Source organism: Flavobacterium sp. B330r (assembly GCF_056824325.1).
Window position 1 is genome coordinate 3,889,836 of the sequence record NZ_CP124860.1, and the last position, 17,964, is coordinate 3,907,799.

The 17,964-nt window shown below is 34.7% G+C and carries 16 protein-coding genes and 1 pseudogene; 5 read left to right on the forward strand and 12 right to left on the reverse strand.

Features of this window, described 5'->3' with window-relative positions; all coding sequences use genetic code 11:
* Window positions 1–334: 334 nt before the first annotated feature.
* The 5 genes and pseudogenes from QLQ95_RS17275 to QLQ95_RS17295 form a co-directional block, all read left to right on the forward strand.
* On the forward strand, window positions 335–502 hold the full coding sequence (locus tag QLQ95_RS17275) for a TIGR04149 family rSAM-modified RiPP (RefSeq protein ID WP_320492508.1): 168 nt from the start codon (window positions 335–337) through the stop codon (window positions 500–502).
* Window positions 503–632: 130 nt separating this feature from the next.
* Window positions 633–1,802 (forward strand): lanthionine synthetase LanC family protein, encoded by a 1,170-nt coding sequence (locus QLQ95_RS17280; protein WP_456892018.1) that lies wholly within the window; start codon window positions 633–635, stop codon window positions 1,800–1,802.
* A 46-nt stretch (window positions 1,803–1,848) separates the two neighbouring features.
* A complete protein-coding gene (locus tag QLQ95_RS17285) occupies window positions 1,849–4,707 on the forward strand; it encodes a lantibiotic dehydratase (protein WP_320492510.1) in 2,859 nt (952 codons plus the stop codon).
* Window positions 4,704–6,359, forward strand: coding sequence for a S41 family peptidase (locus QLQ95_RS17290; protein WP_320492511.1), 1,656 nt, complete (start codon window positions 4,704–4,706; stop codon window positions 6,357–6,359). The genes QLQ95_RS17285 and QLQ95_RS17290 overlap by 4 nt, the downstream gene beginning before the upstream one ends.
* 387 nt (window positions 6,360–6,746) lie before the next feature.
* Window positions 6,747–6,830 (forward strand): annotated as a pseudogene (locus tag QLQ95_RS17295) (IS1 family transposase); the annotation flags it as partial.
* Window positions 6,831–7,598: 768 nt separating this feature from the next.
* On the opposite strand, the gene QLQ95_RS17300 reads toward QLQ95_RS17295, so the two are convergent.
* The 12 genes from QLQ95_RS17300 to QLQ95_RS17355 form a co-directional block, all read right to left on the reverse strand.
* Window positions 7,599–7,772, reverse strand: a complete 174-nt coding sequence (locus QLQ95_RS17300) for a hypothetical protein (RefSeq protein ID WP_320492512.1) — start codon at window positions 7,770–7,772, stop codon at window positions 7,599–7,601.
* Window positions 7,773–7,900: 128 nt separating this feature from the next.
* On the reverse strand, window positions 7,901–8,464 hold the full coding sequence (gene sigZ / locus QLQ95_RS17305) for an RNA polymerase sigma factor SigZ (RefSeq protein WP_320492513.1): 564 nt from the start codon (window positions 8,462–8,464) through the stop codon (window positions 7,901–7,903).
* A 33-nt stretch (window positions 8,465–8,497) separates the two neighbouring features.
* The gene (locus tag QLQ95_RS17310; protein ID WP_482500784.1) at window positions 8,498–9,061 is read right to left on the reverse strand and encodes a hypothetical protein; all 564 of its coding nucleotides are present in this window, start codon (window positions 9,059–9,061) and stop codon (window positions 8,498–8,500) included.
* Window positions 9,062–9,134: 73 nt separating this feature from the next.
* Complete coding sequence (locus QLQ95_RS17315) at window positions 9,135–9,707, reverse strand: Crp/Fnr family transcriptional regulator (RefSeq protein ID WP_320492515.1); 573 nt, start codon at window positions 9,705–9,707, stop codon at window positions 9,135–9,137.
* A gap of 34 nt (window positions 9,708–9,741) precedes the next feature.
* Window positions 9,742–9,873 (reverse strand): hypothetical protein, encoded by a 132-nt coding sequence (locus QLQ95_RS17320; RefSeq protein WP_320492516.1) that lies wholly within the window; start codon window positions 9,871–9,873, stop codon window positions 9,742–9,744.
* Between the two features lie 6 nt (window positions 9,874–9,879).
* Window positions 9,880–10,965 carry an ACR3 family arsenite efflux transporter gene (arsB, locus tag QLQ95_RS17325; RefSeq protein ID WP_482500785.1) on the reverse strand — a complete coding sequence of 362 codons (1,086 nt, stop codon included), beginning with the start codon at window positions 10,963–10,965 and terminating at the stop codon, window positions 9,880–9,882.
* 1 nt (window position 10,966) lies between these two features.
* The gene (locus tag QLQ95_RS17330; protein ID WP_482500787.1) at window positions 10,967–11,581 is read right to left on the reverse strand and encodes an arsenate-mycothiol transferase ArsC; all 615 of its coding nucleotides are present in this window, start codon (window positions 11,579–11,581) and stop codon (window positions 10,967–10,969) included.
* Between the two features lie 42 nt (window positions 11,582–11,623).
* Window positions 11,624–12,097, reverse strand: coding sequence for a DUF6428 family protein (locus QLQ95_RS17335; RefSeq protein ID WP_482500789.1), 474 nt, complete (start codon window positions 12,095–12,097; stop codon window positions 11,624–11,626).
* 31 nt (window positions 12,098–12,128) lie between these two features.
* Window positions 12,129–12,614 carry a GNAT family N-acetyltransferase gene (locus tag QLQ95_RS17340; RefSeq protein WP_320492520.1) on the reverse strand — a complete coding sequence of 162 codons (486 nt, stop codon included), beginning with the start codon at window positions 12,612–12,614 and terminating at the stop codon, window positions 12,129–12,131.
* 10 nt (window positions 12,615–12,624) lie between these two features.
* Window positions 12,625–12,957: an ArsR/SmtB family transcription factor gene (locus tag QLQ95_RS17345; RefSeq protein ID WP_219071321.1), complete on the reverse strand. Its 333-nt coding sequence runs from the start codon at window positions 12,955–12,957 to the stop codon at window positions 12,625–12,627.
* Window positions 12,958–13,315: 358 nt separating this feature from the next.
* Window positions 13,316–14,752, reverse strand: a complete 1,437-nt coding sequence (locus QLQ95_RS17350; protein WP_482500791.1) for a TolC family protein — start codon at window positions 14,750–14,752, stop codon at window positions 13,316–13,318.
* The gene (locus QLQ95_RS17355; RefSeq protein ID WP_482500793.1) at window positions 14,742–17,948 is read right to left on the reverse strand and encodes an efflux RND transporter permease subunit; all 3,207 of its coding nucleotides are present in this window, start codon (window positions 17,946–17,948) and stop codon (window positions 14,742–14,744) included. Before QLQ95_RS17355 ends, QLQ95_RS17350 begins: the two co-directional genes overlap by 11 nt.
* Window positions 17,949–17,964 lie beyond the last annotated feature (16 nt).

The following is a 17,964-nucleotide window of genomic DNA, read 5'->3' on the forward strand; positions in this document are numbered from 1 at the left end:
TTTAGAATTTTCCAAAAGCCAATGTGCCACGATTCTGCCACAAAACTTTGAGAGGAGAAAATCTTAAAATTCACCTTAGTTATTTGTTTGAAAAAGGTCCACCCCAAATTGAAATGGACCAAGATTTTACAATGAAACTGAAATAAATGTTCAGTGCTGAAAAAAAAATCTGACAATGTGGGAAACCGTAAGGATATCTGATTTAATAAAAATACTTTTGATTAAACTGATTCAATTCTTAATAGAAAGAACTAAGTGCACGTAGTTAAAAACTGATAGAATTGAGCAATTTTAATGTCATCAAAATTAATAATAACCTTTAACAAAATTAACAATGAAAAAATTAGAATTAAAAAATTTGACAGTAAAGAAATTGAATAAGGAAGAATTGGCTACAGTAAAAGGAGGAAATATACCTGCGCAGACATCTGGTCAATGTAATCAAGATTCTGTGTGGCCAGTAAAATGTACATCAAGAGCATGGAATTGTACTACTAACTAATTATTTCAGAATACTTTGTTTATTCACTATTGTTAAATAAACAATTGTATTAGATAAGAGTAATTTTCATAATTAAATGGAAATTGCTCTTTCTTATATATATAAATATTTATAAAAAAGATAAATAAAATTGCTTGTAGAGTTTTATGATATGGATGAAATATTTTTAAAGATAGAGCAAAAAATTTGGGAGAGTTTTCATGACGAAGGAAAAATAGGTTTAATGGATGGTCTTTCGGGAATAGCTCTTTTTTATAATAGTCTATTTGAAGTTTTTGGAAATGAAGAGCATCATGATAAGCTTTTAAGTATTGTCGAAAAAATTAATAACCTCATTCAAGAGGAGAATACTTCAATGACTCTCTGTAGCGGAATAGCAGGATATGGCATAATGCTTTTAAGAATAAAAAATAATATTATCAATGTCGATAAAGAATATTTTGAAGCTATAGATTTATTGTTGCAAGAAGAACTTAATGAGCAAACAGTAGATAATAATTATGATTATTTACATGGTTCAATGGGGATTGCAAAATATTTTATAGAGCGTTACAAATCGACCAAGGATTCTCTAGCACTTGAAATCTTGAGCAAATTTACAAAAGAACTTATAGAAAAAATTAATTATAGTTTTGATGATGTAGTAGTTCAGTCCGTTTTTTCAAACAAGCATTGCTATTATTTTGGTTTGGCACACGGTGCAGCAGGGTATATAAATTTTTTAATTGATTTAAAAAGAAATGTTCCTGAAATAGAGGACGACATCGAAATACCATTAAAAGCTATAAAAGTTTTTTTAAACAATTATAAAAGGACAAATGGCTCAAAACAATTTTACCCGAATTTAATTATTTTAGAAGATAATTCACAGTTTGATCCATTGATTAGCTGGTGTCAGGGAGATTTGGGTATTTCTAATGCATTATTTAATTTAGGATTATATCTTAATGAAAATTCTATTTCTGAGGAAGCGCTAGAATTAATTAGAAATTTAGAAGATATTTCACTAATTGATTCTGGTGTAAAAGATTATACGATGTGCCACGGTTCGATCGGAATTATCCTTCAATATGATCTGATCTCTCAAGTTTCTGATACCGATTTCAATTATTCAATAAATAAATGGAGAAACATTCTATCTATTCAAACAAACGATTTTAATGAATTTTTAACCTATCATAATGGTTCATACGTGAAAGAAACTAATCTAATAACGGGCTTGGCAGGTGTAGGTATGGGAGAGCTTACCTTAAAAAAACACATTTCATCCCAATGGCTAAATATATTTAATTTACATTAATGTCAATTATTCCCTGATTAAAAAACAAAGTAAACCTACGTAAAGAATGATTTTTTTTGATAATATAGTAAAAAGAGTTGCAAATTTTTCAGTCCAATCTCATAATGAAAATAGAAAAAATAGAGTTGATTTTTTTAAGAATAATCAATTATTCAGACTTTCGATTTTAATTTCTTCAAGATCTTTATATGAAGATGTCAATAAAAGTAAGGATACAAAAGTTAAGAAATCTCTATCTAAATATTTTATCAGGGCACATTTTAATCCCACTCCATTTGGAGTATTTAATAGTGTTGGCGTGCTGAATTGGGGTAGCTCCACTTCGATAAAAAAACAAGAAGCATTGGCATTATCTGTTAAATATGACAGCCTGTTCTTATCAGGTCATATCCATTCAGATTCTGCGGCAGATTGGTTAAATAAAAGTTATTGTTTAAACCCTTCAATACATTTTTTAAATAGTACGAGAATTAGCTTTTATAAATCGGATGTTGAAAAGGGGGACAAAGTAGAGCTAAAATATGTGGAAATTGATTATGACGATAATTTAGAATGGGTAGTAAATAGATTTAAAAAAGCCGTTTTGCTTGAAGAGATACTAAACGAGATAATTTTAGATGGCTTTCAGAGAGATGAGGTAGAGCATTATTTAAAAAACATTATTGACTGCGGATTAATCATTGAATGTTTTCTTTTTTCTCCCTATGCAGAAAAATTATCAAAACCTAATTTCTATTTGCCTTCAGACCTTATAAAAAAAGATTTTCATCTATTGCACAATACAAGCGAAATTAATGATTTTTCGAAACAATATCTACTTGAGCAAGATGCTTTTTTCAAATCTAACAATTCAGGTGTAAAATATTCTCATGCGGTTAATTCATTTGATAGGGAGTTGGGGACTTTAGATTTTCATTTTAAAGAAAAAATTAAGCGTTATATTGATTTTGCTATTCAGTATAACTCGCACTCCACGCACAGGAATGATTTGCTAAACAAATTTAGCAGCAAAATTTCTGAACGTTACAATGATGGATTTATAGCGATGAGTAAGATATTTAATCCATATTCAGGTTTAGATTATACCTCTTTAGCTACACAATATGAGTTAAAATTAGATAGAAAAGTACTAGGGAAAATATTGGCTGAAACCGAAAACAATATCTATATGGATCTGCCTATTGATCCCAATATCGGAAAAAAGACGACCAAACTTCCCGCTAGCTTTAGTATTATGGCTGAAATACTAGTTTGTAAAAAGACGAATAAAGAAATTTTATATATTAAGTCATTAGGTTCTACTTCAGCTTTGAATTTAGTGGCTCGTTTTAGTGACATAACAAATGATCTGTGTCAAGAAATTGTTAGTTTTGAGAAAGAAATCAATGAAGGGAAGATAGTAGCTGACATCAATTGCATAGGTACATTTAGAAGTATAAATGTTTCGGCTAAAAAGCAATTTTATGACTTTTCAATACCTATTAACACGTCTGTTAATGAGGTAAATTCTATTTTAATGTCTGATATTTTTCTACATTTAAATGGAGGAGAAATGCGACTCGTATCTAAAAAGTATAAAAAACAGATTCTGCCAAAAATTACTTCCTCACTAAATCCTAATCTATCTGATTCTGAAGTATATAAATTTTTATATGATTTCGAATTTTATAACCAGGAAATTTATGGGATTAATTTTGATTTTAATTCGTATAGTTATTTTAAACCTTTTGTTCCAAGAATCTATCTTGAAAAGGATGTGTTGCTTTATCCGGCACAACTTTTATTGGTAGATAGAGATTATACTTTTGAGGAGTTTAAAATTTATTTTTCAGAAAATATCAAGGATTATAAATTCTCAACACTAATTAATTTATCTGAAGGCAGTGGTCAACTTGTGCTTGATACAGAAAATGAAGATGACATTAAAATCATTTTTGAAAAAGTCAAGGAGAAGAACTTTATTTATATAGCTGAATCCTTATATGATTCTTTTTATCCGGAAATTAGAGATAAGGCAGATTCAAATTATGCACATGAATTAGTTATAAGCGTTAAAAACAATGAATATTTTAGAAGCGACATTTCGTATGAAAGTATTGAGGAATTGTCCAACTGTGACCAAACAATTCCCATAGTTTCAGATTGGCTTTATTTGGAGTTATTTACAAATTCGTATTCTAGTAAAGATATTTTAAAATACGTTAGTAATAATATTCTAATAAATAAAGAAATATATTTATTCTTTTTTGTTAATTACCATAATCCTGATAGATGTATCAGATTAAGATTCAAAACTAATTCGCAAAAATGTAAAGAAGATATAATTAATAAAATTCACCATCTTAAAAATATAAATCTTATAAGTAATTATCATATAAAATTATATGATCAGGAAATTCAGAGATATGGTGGGATTAAATTAATGGAATTAGCCGAAACAATCTTTTCACTGGATAGCAAAAATGCTATAATGATGCTAACTGAAGGAGAATTATCGGATGAAGATGTTAAAATAGGGGCTATACTTAAAATAAAAAGTTACCTTGAACTATTTGATTTTTCAATAGATGAGATGATTGAATATTGCGAGCAATCAATTAAATTTTTCGAAAATGAATTTGATTTAACAGCAGATTTAAGAAAATCACTGAATAAAGATTTTTTAAATTTAAAATCTCAAATAAATAATTTTGCTTTCAATAGCTATTTGAGTAGCGATTGCATAAAAAGAAATATCGAAACAGAATTAGAAATTAAAAAATCGTACAGGCAGCGTTACGTTTCAATTTTGATACATATGAGTATGAACAGACATTTTGAAGATAATCATAGATTTAATGAATTTAAAACCTATTATTTAGCTAAAGCCTATTTAAACCAAATTAAATTTACAAAAAACGCATGATGAAGAAAATATTATTTATAGCATGTGTTTTCTTTTTCCAATTTGGATATTCTCAAGATAAAGTTAGTGAGGTTGAAAAGTTAGCATTAACAGCAAAGGTTTGGGGTTTTTTAAAATACTATCATCCAAATGTTGCAGACGGAAGCAAAAATTGGGATAAAGAATTGTTACAGATGCTACCTCAAATTGAAAAGGTGCAGACAGCAAATCAATTCTCAAAAATCATTGAAGATTTGGTAGACTCATTGGGAACAGTAAGAGAAGAAAATATTATTTTTTTGAAAGATGTTGCCTATTTTGACAAAAATTTTGATCTGTCTTGGATAAGTGAAAATAAGATCTTCTCGAACGATCTTTCCCGTAAGCTTAAGTTTATAGAGAAGAACAGGTATCAAGGCAAGCCCTTTTATGTTGGTCAAACGGAAGCAGGCAACGTATTTTTAATGAATGAAGATATTTCCGGCTTTAACTGGCAGAAGCAAGATCTGCGTCTTTTAGCACTTTTTAGATATTGGAATGTCATCGAGTATTTTTACCCATATAAATATTTGATGGATAATAATTGGAGTAAAACATTAGAACAGATGCTGCCTAATTTTTTAAACTTTAAAAATGAAGACGATTTCAAAATAGCAATGCTGAAATTAGTTGTTAGGATTAATGATACCCATTCAAGTTTTTATTTCACATTATCTAAAAACAGCGGAAAAATTAGAAAATTTCTGCCTATGAAGTGTATAATTTTGGATAAGAAAATGGTGGTAACTGAGATTTTAAGTGATACTTTGGCTAAACATTATGATATTAAGATTGGAGATGTTATAACCAAAGTAGATAATAAAACTATCTCGCAAATAATGGAAAATGAAAGAGATTATATAAGTGCTTCTAACGAGTCTGCATATCTTCGAAATCTAGTTTCAGAAATTTCTTCTAGTTATAATGATTTTATGGATTTAGAAATCTCACGTAACAAAATTATAACTAATAAAAGGATTGAATGTTCTGATTATAATTTATCACATAGTAACGAATTTAAAAAATCAAAAAGCGAAAAATATTATTTATTAGAAGATAATATTGGTTACGTAAATATGAGCAAGCTTAAGATTTCTGATGTTGCCGATATGTTCGCTAAATTTAGAGGCACACAGGCTATAATTTTAGATTCTAGAAACTATCCTAAAGGAGCAAATTTTGAAATTTCAAATTTTCTAAATTCCACATCCAAAGCTTTTGCGAAATATACTATTCCCGACCTTAGCTATCCTGGTAAGTTTTACTGGCAGAAAGAACTGCATTTTTGTGGTGCCCAAAATAAAGATAACTATAAAGGAAAAGTAATTGTACTGGTCAACGAAAACTCAGTAAGCCAATCTGAATGGGCTACAATGTGTTTTCAAACGGCAGATGATGCCACCGTAATTGGAAGTCAGACGTCAGGTGCAGATGGTAATACGAGCCATATTGATTTTGTTAAAGATTACGATGCTCCTTTTTCAGGAATTGGCGTTTACTATCCAGATGGGAGAGAAACTCAAAGGATTGGAATTGTTCCTGATATTAAAGTTGAGCGTACAGTTTTGGGTATTCAAAATGGTAAGGATGAAATTTTAGACCGTGCCATTCTTTTTATTAAGGATAAAAAATGATGATAAATTGATTACAGAATGTCTTTATGTTATGACCACATAATGTACCGCACTAAATTTATAGCGAAATGGTTGAGTTTATAAATTTACATGCTGATTCTGTCGCATCAGTTGCATAACCATTATCTTTAGGCCTTGAAATATATTAAATGAATACCAAAGGTCATTGTTATCCCAACGCTATTATTTTGCAGACCGTTTATCTCAAATTGGGTAATGTTGTGGATTAGGTATTTTTATAGTTTAAACGATTGACTGACTGAAAAAGAAGATTAAATTTTAATTATTGAATAGATAAAGAGACGTTCAACAGATCGTCTCTTTCATTTTTGTCTTTTAATGCGCTTTAAAATGCTTTTGCCTTTCCTTAGCGTTTCAATTCGGGTCATGAAAATAAGATGTAATTTCTGCAATGGGAAATGCATAAAAAATGGATTTCAATCTAACGGAAATAAACGTTGCAAATGTTGCGTTTTGAATGGTGATGGGCGATAGGGCTGGAACGTCACTTTATTTAAAGAGCAGATTATTAAATTCTCTTTTAAGCTTTAGTTAGTTAGTTAGTTAGTTAGTTAGTTAGTTTAAGATTTTTTTTATCTTTATTTTGGCTGGTGAGAGGGGAGTTGGGAAAAGAGTGCGGTTGATTTTACTGGCAGATGTATTTGATAGTTATTCGATTTCTGACGGTTTCATAAGATTTTGCAAGAAATGGTTAGAGTTTTATCCCTTGCAAAAGAGATTTTTTAGTTTTCTCCATCTCTTTATTTTTACTTTGATTTTTTATGCGGATTGTAATCTCATTTGCAAGATGCAGCTCGACTAAGGCTTAAATTTGGTTTGCCTTCTTTCAGAACACACAGTGACCTCGACTGAACAATTTACAAATCATTTTATGAACGATTTAGAGAAATTAGTCTATTTTCAAGTTAGTTTGTTAGATATTTACTTTAAATTTTAATTATAAAGCGGTTTGTATATATCGTAAGGGTCAAATGTTAAAATTCATTAATTTTGATGAACACTAAAAAATGAACAAAAAATCAAATTTTTACAGATAAATTTAAATTATAATTTTGAAAATATTCATATCAAAATTTGTCGAAGATAAATTTTGATTCTTATTATTTTGTTTTTTACAATTTTCAACAATTTCAGGAAAGGTAAAAGTCAAAATTATCAATGATTAAGTAAAAAAAAGACAACTTGAAAAGTTGTCTTTTGAGCAGTAAAATAGAAAAGTTACTTTTTGCAATCTTTCGGAGCACAAGTACCCGAATTGTCATTACAGCAATGCGTTGAACATTTTTCAGTGCAGCTTTTCTTAGTATCAGTTTTTGATAAGTTCGCATAAGCGAAGATGCTTCCAGCAGACAATACCAATGCTGCAAGAGTAAGGTACATTTTGTTTTTCATAATTTTAATTTTTAATGATTAATATTACTTAAGACGTACTAATCTAAAAATGATGCAAGCTTTGCTGATTTTTTTTCTAACAGCCTGAATTTTGTATATAGGAAGCTTCCATAAATGATTCTTGGATATCAGCATTTTCCTCCGCTGCATGATTTTTTAGAGGTAACATTCATAACATTTCCACGGCGGTCTAATTCAATACTGCAGCAGTCCAGCAGCATTTCCTTTAATCTGGATCTGCCTCTCTGCACCCTAGATCTTATGGACGGATAAGCAAGGCTGTATTTTTCTGTTAAATCTTTCTGTTTGATTCCATGTATTTCACTATCCATGATAATATCCCGATAGTCTTCCGGCAGCCGCTCAATGAATTTTATTAGACAACAGTCCAGACTTTCTGTATTATCAAAATCTGTTTCATGCATTATTTTTTGCATGATGCATTCGGTCAGTTCTGATTTCTTTTGATTGGAATTTTTTCGGTAATAGTCAATAATGGAATTTCTTGTGATGGTGAAAATCCAGCTTTTTAATTTGCTTTCATCAGTCAGTGAACCTAAATTCTCGTTTATCTTTATAAAAACTTCCTGCAAGACATCAGATGCATCGCCCGTATCATTTATACGGGCCTTAATATATTTGCCCAAGATGATGTAAAACTGATTGTGAATAGTATTTATTTCCAAACTCATAGATTTTATGCTCTGTCTATACAGAAAGTTAGATTAACAACAATTGATTTTACTTCTTAAATTATTCCAGATATGGGCTCTTTTTGGCATGCATAAGAAAACATGAAGAATTGCCATTATGCTAGCTCCCGGCAAAAGATTTATAATTAATAAATTAAAAAAGTTTGGAGATTGATTTATATTAGAAATCATTAATTCCCCATTTTCAAAAGTAAATCTGATGGAGAGGTACACTGCAATTGACGCAAAATGAAAGCCATTTACGAATAAATGGACAATATATTCCCAGCGTGGCAGGCCTCCCATAAACTGTCTGCTGTCTTTTTCTATAAAAGCGTCGTAGCCGAGTACCATTATATCTAAAAGGACAATGATTAAGCCTATTACAAAACTAGTATGATTATCTTGTTTCAAGAACAAAAAATAAAGGATGGCTGGAAAGAAAAGAGCTCTCAAAGTATGGGTAATGTGCTCGGTTTTACTTTCTTCCCGATTGTGGAGCTGGTATTTGAAAATATGCAGATAAAAGCCGTCATACAAGGCCAAGACTGCAAAAAGGACAAGAAAGAAGGATGAAATGATAATTGCTGTTTCCATTTTATTTATAATTGATTATAAAAGCAAAACTATTGGAAAGTATAATTAGCAAAAAGGACAAATGTCCTCGAATTTACTGGGCAATTTCTTTTCTGATCCTGCTCAGCGTCCTTCGTGTAATCCCTAGATAGCTTGCAATATCATTTACTGAAGCCTTGTTTACAACTGCAGGCTGTTCCTTAAGCATGCGCATGTATTTTTCCTTTGCGCTTTCATTGCACAAAACACTTGCATACTGTTCCATCACCATATACTGCTGCTCGGCAATTGTTCTTCCGATATTCTGCCAGAGAGGACTCTTTTGATAGAGAATCTGCAGGTCATTAAAACTGATTGTTATAAGTTCCGTATCTTCTACAGCCTGAATGCAAAGTTCTGAAGGCTGCTGCGAAATAAAGCTCTTGTAGGAAGCTGTCAAATTATTTTCTGCGCAGAAACACGAAGTCACTTCTTCGGATTTTTCATTTATATAGTAAGTTCTGAGCAGTCCTTTTTTAATAAAAGCGGCTTCATGTGAGGTTTTGCCTAATTCTGCAAAAAAACTGTTTCTAGGTAATGTCCTTGTTTTGAAATACGGGCTGTAGTTTTCAAATTCCTGATCGCTTAGAGGCACTACGTTCTGTAAAAATAATTTAAAATTTTCCATAACAGGCTTTTTTTTCAATGTATTAATGTGCTTTTCAAACCATAAGCGAATAAACATCGGGAAAAGAACTCTCTTCAATTGCTCTATTCTGCTCTTCAATACTTTTTAAAGTCTGCTCCAATGCGTGGAGGTTTGCATGCATATCCGATATTATTGCAATTCTCATATTCTTTTAAGCAGTTTCTGCTGGCAACTGTTTTGTGAAATATTTCTTTCTGAACCAGAATGCAAGGTTTACCAGTGCAATAAGAGCAGGCACTTCCACCAAAGGCCCGATAACACCTGCAAAGGCCTGGCCGCTGTTTATTCCAAAAACTCCGATTGCAACAGCAATTGCCAATTCAAAATTATTTCCGGTTGCTGTAAAAGCGATAGAGGTGGCTTTTGAATAGTCGGCACCAAAATATTTCCCTGTAAAAAAGCTGATGACAAACATCAAAGTAAAGTAAATCGCCAGCGGTATTGCAATACGCACAACGTCCATTGGGATCTGAACGATCAGTTCCCCTTTCAGGCTGAACATTACAATGATCGTAAAAAGCAATGAAATTAGAGTAATCGGTGAGATCAACGGCACATACCTAGTTTCGAACCATTCATAGCCTTTCAGCACAATAAGTGCATAACGGCTTATGATTCCAAGAGCAAAAGGAATACCTAGATAGATGCCGACACTCTCGGCAATCTGGGCAATACTAATATTCACCTCGAAACCGTCATATCCAAAATAGGGAGGAAGAATGGTAATAAAGATGTACGCGTATACACTGTAAAGCAGCACCTGAAAAATACTGTTCAGGGCAATAAGTCCAGCTGCATACTCACGGTTTCCGTCGGCCAGATCGTTCCATACCACAACCATTGCAATACAGCGAGCCAGGCCGATCAGAATCACTCCAATCATGTATTCAGGATATCCGCTTAAAAACAGGAGCGCCAACAAAAACATCAAAACGGGGCCTACAATCCAGTTCAGGAATAAAGAGGCACCCAAGACTTTTGTGTTTTTGAAAACCTGTCCCATCTGCTCATATTTTACTTTTGCCAGAGGCGGATACATCATCAGGATAAGCCCTATTGCCAATGGAATGTTTGTTGTTCCGCTGGAGAAAGAATTGATGAAATCTCCGCTGGAAGGAATAAAGTATCCTATTGCCACGCCTATCGCCATAGCAAGGAAAATCCAAAGGGTCAAGAAGCGGTCAAGGAAGCTTAACTTTTTGCGTCCGACGGCTGGTGCACAATTATTTGCTGCCATTTTATTTTTTTATTTGTGAGAATACGTAAAACATTTCAGTTCCTATCTCCAGGCTGCGCTCCAGATAAGTTTCTTTCTGCTGAGGCGTTCCGTCAGAAATTTTAGGATCTTCAAAAGTGATTGGGATTCTTTTCTCAGCGCCTGCTATAAACGGGCATCCGCCGTCAGCCTGCGAGCAGGTCATTATTGCGGCAAATCCGCTTTCAGGATTGAAGTCATCATCATAGGTTTTGGAAAAGCCTATGACAGGAAGCGCGTCAGCTGCATATTTTATGGAATAAACCGGGTTTGATCCCTCTGAAAGCGTTTTTATGCTAAATCCTGAGTCCTTCAAAGTCTCCGCTGCCATTGGGAAAAGGGCAGTAGCCTCTGTTCCTCCTGAATAGCATGAAACGTTTTTGATGCCGTAATAGGCAGCCGCAGTCTGCGCCCAAACCTGCGAGAGGTGGCTTCTTCTGGAATTGTGCGTGCAGATTAGGTTTAGTCTGGTTTCCAGCTTACTGTCCGCTTTGGTCTGAATGAAGTCGATTAACGGCTGCAGGACTGCTTTGCGATCTTCGGAGATCTGCTTAAAATCAAATGCTTTAACGGTATTCTCAATTTCTGGATATAACATAGTTTTTTGGCTGTAAAGGTTTGTTAATTATCTGTTTAATGATTAGCAGCATCCTCCGCCCGGAGTGCATGAATTAGCATTGTCAGTATTTAGCTGAGATAATTTTACTTTAGGCTTATCAGATGGAATACCGCATTGCTCCTGAGCAAGACAGGCTGTCTGTTTATTTAGTAAAGTGAAGTTTTTACCGTTAAAATCCAAATCGTATTTACCGATAGTAGTGTTCTGGTATTCCACTTCAATTTCGTTGTCTTCAATTCCCAATACTTTTTCTGAAAGCTCAATGATGTGAATCAGCTTTCCGGGTTTAAGCCTGTGCTCGTAGTCGTTGGCATCCCAAAGCTGGAAGTTTACAGCAGTTTCTTTTCTTACTGTTCCTCCGCAGTCGATGAAGTTTTTGGTAACTAAGCCTACTTCGGTTACGTGAAAATATTCCGGTACAAATGTGCCGTTGGGCAGTTCAAAATTTACAGCTTCCACTGTTTTAAGCACTTCTTTAATTTCTGAAAGTTTCATATTTTTATATTTAGTTAGACTATATTTTTTATTAAATAATTAGGGAGCTTCTTCTTTCAAGAAGCGCAGTATCCCTCCAGATACCATTCTGTTTTCCGATTTTCTCCCTTGTTCCAAGTATCCTGAAGCCTGCTTTTTCATGGATGCGCAGGCTTGCTGTATTCTCGGGAAAGATCCCTGCCTGAAGCGTCCAGATTCCTTCCGCTTCGCTCTGTCGGACAAGTTCATTTAAGAGGGTAAGCCCAATTCCCTTTCCCGAATGTGCAGGATCCACGTATACACTCACTTCTGCAACTCCCGCATAAACGCAGCGGGAAGAAACAGGGGTAAGGGCAGCCCAGCCAATCACTTTGCCATCTTCCTGCATTGTAATTCTGCAGGATGCCAGATGGGACTGGTCCCAGTCTTCCCATGAAGGGGCGCTGGTCTGGAAGGTGGCATTGCCGGTGTCGATTCCTTTTTGGTAGATTATTTTTACCTGATCCCAGTGTTTGTCCGAAAGTTTTCTGATTTCCATATCTTTTAGATTAACAGCATTCGCTTCTCTTTTTTGCAAGATTTGCTGATATATGCTCAAAAAAGCCTTTTATCTTTTCCAGTCCGGGTTCATTGATGCAGTAGCAGATAGAATTTCCTTCGATGCTTCCTTTAATCAGACCTGCATTTTTCAATTCTTTCAAATGCTGTGAAACTGTCGGCTGCGAAAGGGGAAGTTCGTTTACAATATCTCCGCAGATGCAGGCATCCACTTTTAATAAGTATTCCATAATAGCAATACGCGCAGGATGGCCTAATGCTTTGGCTAAAACAGCCAGCTCATTCTGGCTTTCTGTAAAGTGATCTGTTTTTGTTGTTCCCATCGTCTTATATTTATATTGCAATATTACGATATACAATTTAAAGAAAAAAAGATTTTATGTTTTTCTTTTGCTGGGTAAGATGCATGATCCGCAGAGGGCGCCCAGATTGTCCATAGCCGCGGTAAAGAAGGAAAGCAGTACCTGAATTATTTTTTAACGGCAGCTGAAAATGAGGCAGAGCTTATAAAATCATAGGTGCGGCGGAAGATTGCGGACAGACTCTATTGCCTGAGGGGCATACGCTTAGGAATTATACAGCTGGATTAGTTTTAGATTTGATCCGGGATTAGGTGGTAAGCAGAAAAGGAGCCCTGTTAAAAAACAGGGCTCCTTTAAAAAAAAATAAAAATGAAAACTACTAATTCCAGCCGCCGCCTAAGGCTTTATAAACATTAACAAAAGCATTCATCTGCTGTTTTTTGGTTTCGATAAGTTCAAACTTAGATTCTAAAGCATCTTTCTGGGTCAGTAAAACTTCCATATAATCTGCCCTGGCAGAACTAAATAAGTTATTGGATATCTGAACAGATTCGTTTAAAGCATCAACTTGTTTTGACTTCAAATCATAGCTTTTTGCTGTATTTTGAATTTTAGAAAGCTGATTCGCAACTTCAACATAAGCGTTTACCAAAGTTCTTTCATAATTGTAAACTGCCTGAATTTGTTTGGCGCTTGCAGTAAGATAACTTGCCTTAATAGCATTTCTGTTGATCAGAGGAGCAACCAAATCTCCGGCTATGGAATACAATAGAGATTCTGGAGAAGTCAGCAGATACTTGGCATTGAAAGCTTCATAACCAATTCCTGCTGAAATGCCCAGCGATGGATAAAATTTAGCTTTAGCGGCCTTAATGTCGAGTTTTGCAGCGATTAGTTCCATTTCTGCTTTTTTAATGTCGGGACGATTCTCCAGAAGCTGAGAAGGCACTCCGGCATGAATATCTGCAGGAGTTATAGAACTGAATGTATTGCTGTTTCTGGCAATTTTTTGAGGAAAACGCCCCAACAGGAAATTGATTTTATTTTCTGTTTCGGTTATCTGCTGCTGTATGTCAAACTGAATGCTTTGCGTGCTTAAAATCTGAGCCTCAAACCGGCGTACAGCCAGTTCGTTTACCCTTGCCGCTTCTTTTTGTATTTTTACGACTTTTAATGCATTGGTCTGAATGTCAATATTTTGCATGATGATTTTCAATTGATTATCCAACGCTAAAAGTTCGTAATACGAATCGGCTATTTCTGCAATCAAATTGGTAACTACAAAATTCTTTCCTTCAATAGAACCTAAATAACGGTTTAAAGCTGCTTTTTTAGCATTATGCAGTTTGTTCCAAATATCGATTTCCCAACTTGAAGTCAGCGCAAAACGATAATTAGGAAGCGGATCTGGTGTTTCTTTCCCAGGCATAATTTCTGTTGTAGCTTCACCAGAACCTGTGCTTGTGTATCTTCCTGACTTCGTTACATCTGCACCGGCGCTAAAACCTACAAAAGGCAGGTATTCTCCTTTTCGTGCTTTTACTTCGCTTCTGGCAATTTCAATTTCCTGAAGTGTGATGTTTAATTCCTGATTGTTTTTTAAAGCGATATCAATCAGATTTTCTAAATTTTCGTCTGTAAAATAACTTCTCCATTTTACTTTTCCGGTATTTAGAGTGTCTAAGCCAGTGTCAGCATAGTTTTCTGGCAGTGTTTTGTTTTCTGTTTTTTCTACAATAGTTGTCGTTTTACAACCCGCTATGGTGAGTAATACGCAGGCAAGACCTGCGTATTTTATATTTCTGTTATTCTTCATTTTCCTCCGTTTGATTGTTTGTTGAAAAATCATGTACATGATGCATAAAATCATCAGATAATGAACTTTCTTCTTCTCCTTTAATTAGTTTTCGGCCTTGAGCCAATGAACCAAAAATGTAGTATAGCCCGGGAACAATAATTACTCCGAAAATGGTTCCGAAAAGCATTCCGCCAAGCGCGGATCCTCCAATAGTTCTGTTACCGATTGCACCCGCTCCAGAAGCGAAAATCAACGGAATCAATCCTGCAATAAAGGCAAATGATGTCATTAAGATTGGTCTGAAACGAACCTTAGCGCCTTCAATAGCGGCTTCGAGAATGGTAGCGCCCTGCTGGTGTTTGAGGACGGCAAATTCGACTATCAATACGGCATTTTTACCGAGCAGTCCGACCAACATAATTAATCCGATTTGCGCATAAATATCGTTTTGTAAGCCCATCATTTGAAGAATGACAAACGAACCTAAAATTCCAACAGGAATCGATAAAATCACTGAAAACGGAATAATAAAACTCTCATATTGCGCAGCTAACACAAAATAAACGAAAGCCAATACGACTAAAAAGATGTAAAGTGATTCGTTACCTCGTCCAGCTTCATCATAAGAAAGACCTTCCCATGCAATATCATATCCTTTAGGCAATGTATTAAGCGCTGTTTCCTGTACTGCTTTAATGGCATCAGCAGTGGTGTATCCTTTTGCAGGCTGACCCTGAATAGCAGCAGAATTATACATGTTGTAACGCGTGATCTCATTAGGTCCCTGTGTTTTTTTAAGCGTCATAAAAGCAGAATAAGGCACCATTTCTCCATGATCATTTTTTACATAGAGATTCAATATATCTGACGGAAGTCTTCTGAATTTTGGATCAGACTGCACGTATAATTTAAAGAAACGTCCAAATTTGATGAATCCTTGTTCGTAGGTACTTCCGATTAGAATGTTGAGGTTTTCCATCGCTTTACCAATAGAAACTCCTTTCTGCATCGCTAAATCATTGTTGATCTCTAATTCATACTGCGGATAATTGGCTGCGAAGAATGTAAACAAACCAGAAAGCTCTTTACGTTTGCCTAATTCGGCCATAAACTGCTTGTTGATTTTGTCAAAGTCCTGATAATTGGTATTGGTTGTTTTGTCTAACAAACGCATAGAAAAACCTCCAGAAGAACCAAATCCTGGAATTGCAGGCGGTTCAAAAAACTCTACAACAGCACCCAGATCTTTAGATTTCTTTTCTAACTCTTCCATGATTTCTGTAACAGAATGTTTTCTGTCCGACCATGATTTCAAGTTAATCAAACACGTTCCAGCATTAGAACCACGGCCTTCCGTCATGATTTCGTAACCCGCCAAAGAAGAAACCGATTCAACACCTTCAACCTTTTCACAGATTTTCTGCAGTTTCTGCGCTACCTGATTGGTTCTTTCTAAAGTTGCACCCGGTGGTGTTTGAATGATTCCGTAAATAGTTCCCTGATCCTCACTCGGAATAAATCCAGAAGGTAAAACTTGATTTTCTATAAAAATGAAAGCACAGAACGCAATTAAAATTCCGAAAGTTAGAACTCTTCGGCTCACAATTGTTTTTAGAACGACAACATAACGGCCTGTAAGTCTTTCAAACCATCTGTTAAAAGCATCAAGAGACTTCGTCAAGATATTTCCTTTTTTCTCTTTTCCGTGATTGTTTTTCAAAAGAATCGCACAAAGAACAGGAGTAAGGGTTAAAGCCACGATTGCTGAAATAATAATCGAGCTTGACATGGTAACCGAAAATTGTCTATAAAAAGTTCCAACCGGACCCGACATAAACGAAACGGGGATAAAAACCGAAACCATAACGGCTGTAATGGCGATAATCGCACCTCCAATTTCACCCAAAACTAATTTTACAGCATGGTAAGGCGTAATATGCGGAAATTCTTCAAACTTGGCATGGACGGCCTCGACAACGACAATCGCGTTATCAACTACAATTCCTATCGCTAATACCAATGAAAATAGGGTTACCAAGTTGATTGACATTCCAAACATCTGGATCACAAAGAAAGCTCCAACCAAAGAAACTGGAACGGCAATAATTGGAATTAAAGTGGAGCGCCAATCTCCTAAAAATATAAATACAACTAAGGCAACCAAAATAAAGGCATCTCTCAAAGTATGAACCACCTGATCGATAGAAGCATCTAAGAATTGCGAAACGTCATAACTGATTTTATAATCCATTCCTGGAGGAAAACTTGCTTTCATTTCTTCCAGTTTCGCTTTAACGTCATTGATTACGTCGCTTGCATTACTTCCGTAGTTTTGTTTTAATACAATTGCGGCAGAAGGATGACCATCTAGATTGGAGTAAATATCAAAGAATTCACTTCCTAATTCTACTTTTGCAATGTCTTTTAAGCGAATGCTTTCACCTTCAGAATTCGCACGGACAATTACATTTTCGTATTGTTTTGGCTCGTCGTATCTTCCTTTATAAGTCAATACATATTCTAAAGATTGTGCTGCAATACCAGAACTTTGTCCTAATCGTCCCGGACGGCCAATAATACTTTGTTCTTGTAAAGCTTCCATCACTTCTTCAACAGAAATTTTGTAAGCTCGCATTCGGTCAGGATTCAACCAAACACGCATGGCATATTTACGGCTTCCTAAAATTTGAGTTCTCGCAACACCTTTAACACGGCTGATTTCCGGAATCATTTTTACATCAGCGTAGTTGTAAAGGAATTTTTCATCCATGCTTTTGCTTTTCGAATAAAGATTCACATACATCAGCATGCTGGGCTGAATAGGGGTAATAACAACTCCTTCACGCTGAACCAGTTCAGGTAATAATGGCATTACCTGATCGACCCTTGTTTTGACTCTGATTACAGCTTCATTAGGATCGGTTCCTGGTTCAAAAATGATTCTAAGTGTTGCTTCTCCAGCACTTGTGGCATCTGTCGCCATATAACGCACACCTTGTGTACCGTTAAGCGAATTCTCTAAGGTGATTAAAGTAGATTTTACCAATACATCGGCACTTGCTCCCGGATAAGCAATAAAGATATTTACAGTTGTGGGCGCAATTTGAGGGAATTGCGAAATAGGTAGCTGTTTGATCGACAGCGTGCCTATAAATACAATTATAATCGAAATTATAATTGCAAAAACGGGTCTATGTATAAATTTATTAAACATTTCTTTTTCTTTTAGA

What these genes read in the sequence shown, in the direction of transcription:
- QLQ95_RS17275 (WP_320492508.1), top strand. Translation starts at nt 335, where the DNA reads ATGAAAAAATTAGAATTAAAAAATTTGACAGTAAAGAAATTGAATAAG.
- QLQ95_RS17285 (WP_320492510.1), top strand. Translation starts at nt 1,849, where the DNA reads ATGATTTTTTTTGATAATATAGTAAAAAGAGTTGCAAATTTTTCAGTC.
- QLQ95_RS17290 (WP_320492511.1), top strand. Translation starts at nt 4,704, where the DNA reads ATGATGAAGAAAATATTATTTATAGCATGTGTTTTCTTTTTCCAATTT.
- QLQ95_RS17300 (WP_320492512.1), bottom strand. Translation starts at nt 7,772, where the DNA reads ATGAAAAACAAAATGTACCTTACTCTTGCAGCATTGGTATTGTCTGCT.
- sigZ (WP_320492513.1), bottom strand. Translation starts at nt 8,464, where the DNA reads ATGAGTTTGGAAATAAATACTATTCACAATCAGTTTTACATCATCTTG.
- QLQ95_RS17310 (WP_482500784.1), bottom strand. Translation starts at nt 9,061, where the DNA reads ATGGAAACAGCAATTATCATTTCATCCTTCTTTCTTGTCCTTTTTGCA.
- QLQ95_RS17315 (WP_320492515.1), bottom strand. Translation starts at nt 9,707, where the DNA reads ATGGAAAATTTTAAATTATTTTTACAGAACGTAGTGCCTCTAAGCGAT.
- QLQ95_RS17320 (WP_320492516.1), bottom strand. Translation starts at nt 9,873, where the DNA reads ATGAGAATTGCAATAATATCGGATATGCATGCAAACCTCCACGCATTG.
- arsB (WP_482500785.1), bottom strand. Translation starts at nt 10,965, where the DNA reads ATGGCAGCAAATAATTGTGCACCAGCCGTCGGACGCAAAAAGTTAAGC.
- QLQ95_RS17330 (WP_482500787.1), bottom strand. Translation starts at nt 11,581, where the DNA reads ATGTTATATCCAGAAATTGAGAATACCGTTAAAGCATTTGATTTTAAG.
- QLQ95_RS17335 (WP_482500789.1), bottom strand. Translation starts at nt 12,097, where the DNA reads ATGAAACTTTCAGAAATTAAAGAAGTGCTTAAAACAGTGGAAGCTGTA.
- QLQ95_RS17340 (WP_320492520.1), bottom strand. Translation starts at nt 12,614, where the DNA reads ATGGAAATCAGAAAACTTTCGGACAAACACTGGGATCAGGTAAAAATA.
- QLQ95_RS17345 (WP_219071321.1), bottom strand. Translation starts at nt 12,957, where the DNA reads ATGGGAACAACAAAAACAGATCACTTTACAGAAAGCCAGAATGAGCTG.
- QLQ95_RS17350 (WP_482500791.1), bottom strand. Translation starts at nt 14,752, where the DNA reads ATGAAGAATAACAGAAATATAAAATACGCAGGTCTTGCCTGCGTATTA.
- QLQ95_RS17355 (WP_482500793.1), bottom strand. Translation starts at nt 17,948, where the DNA reads ATGTTTAATAAATTTATACATAGACCCGTTTTTGCAATTATAATTTCG.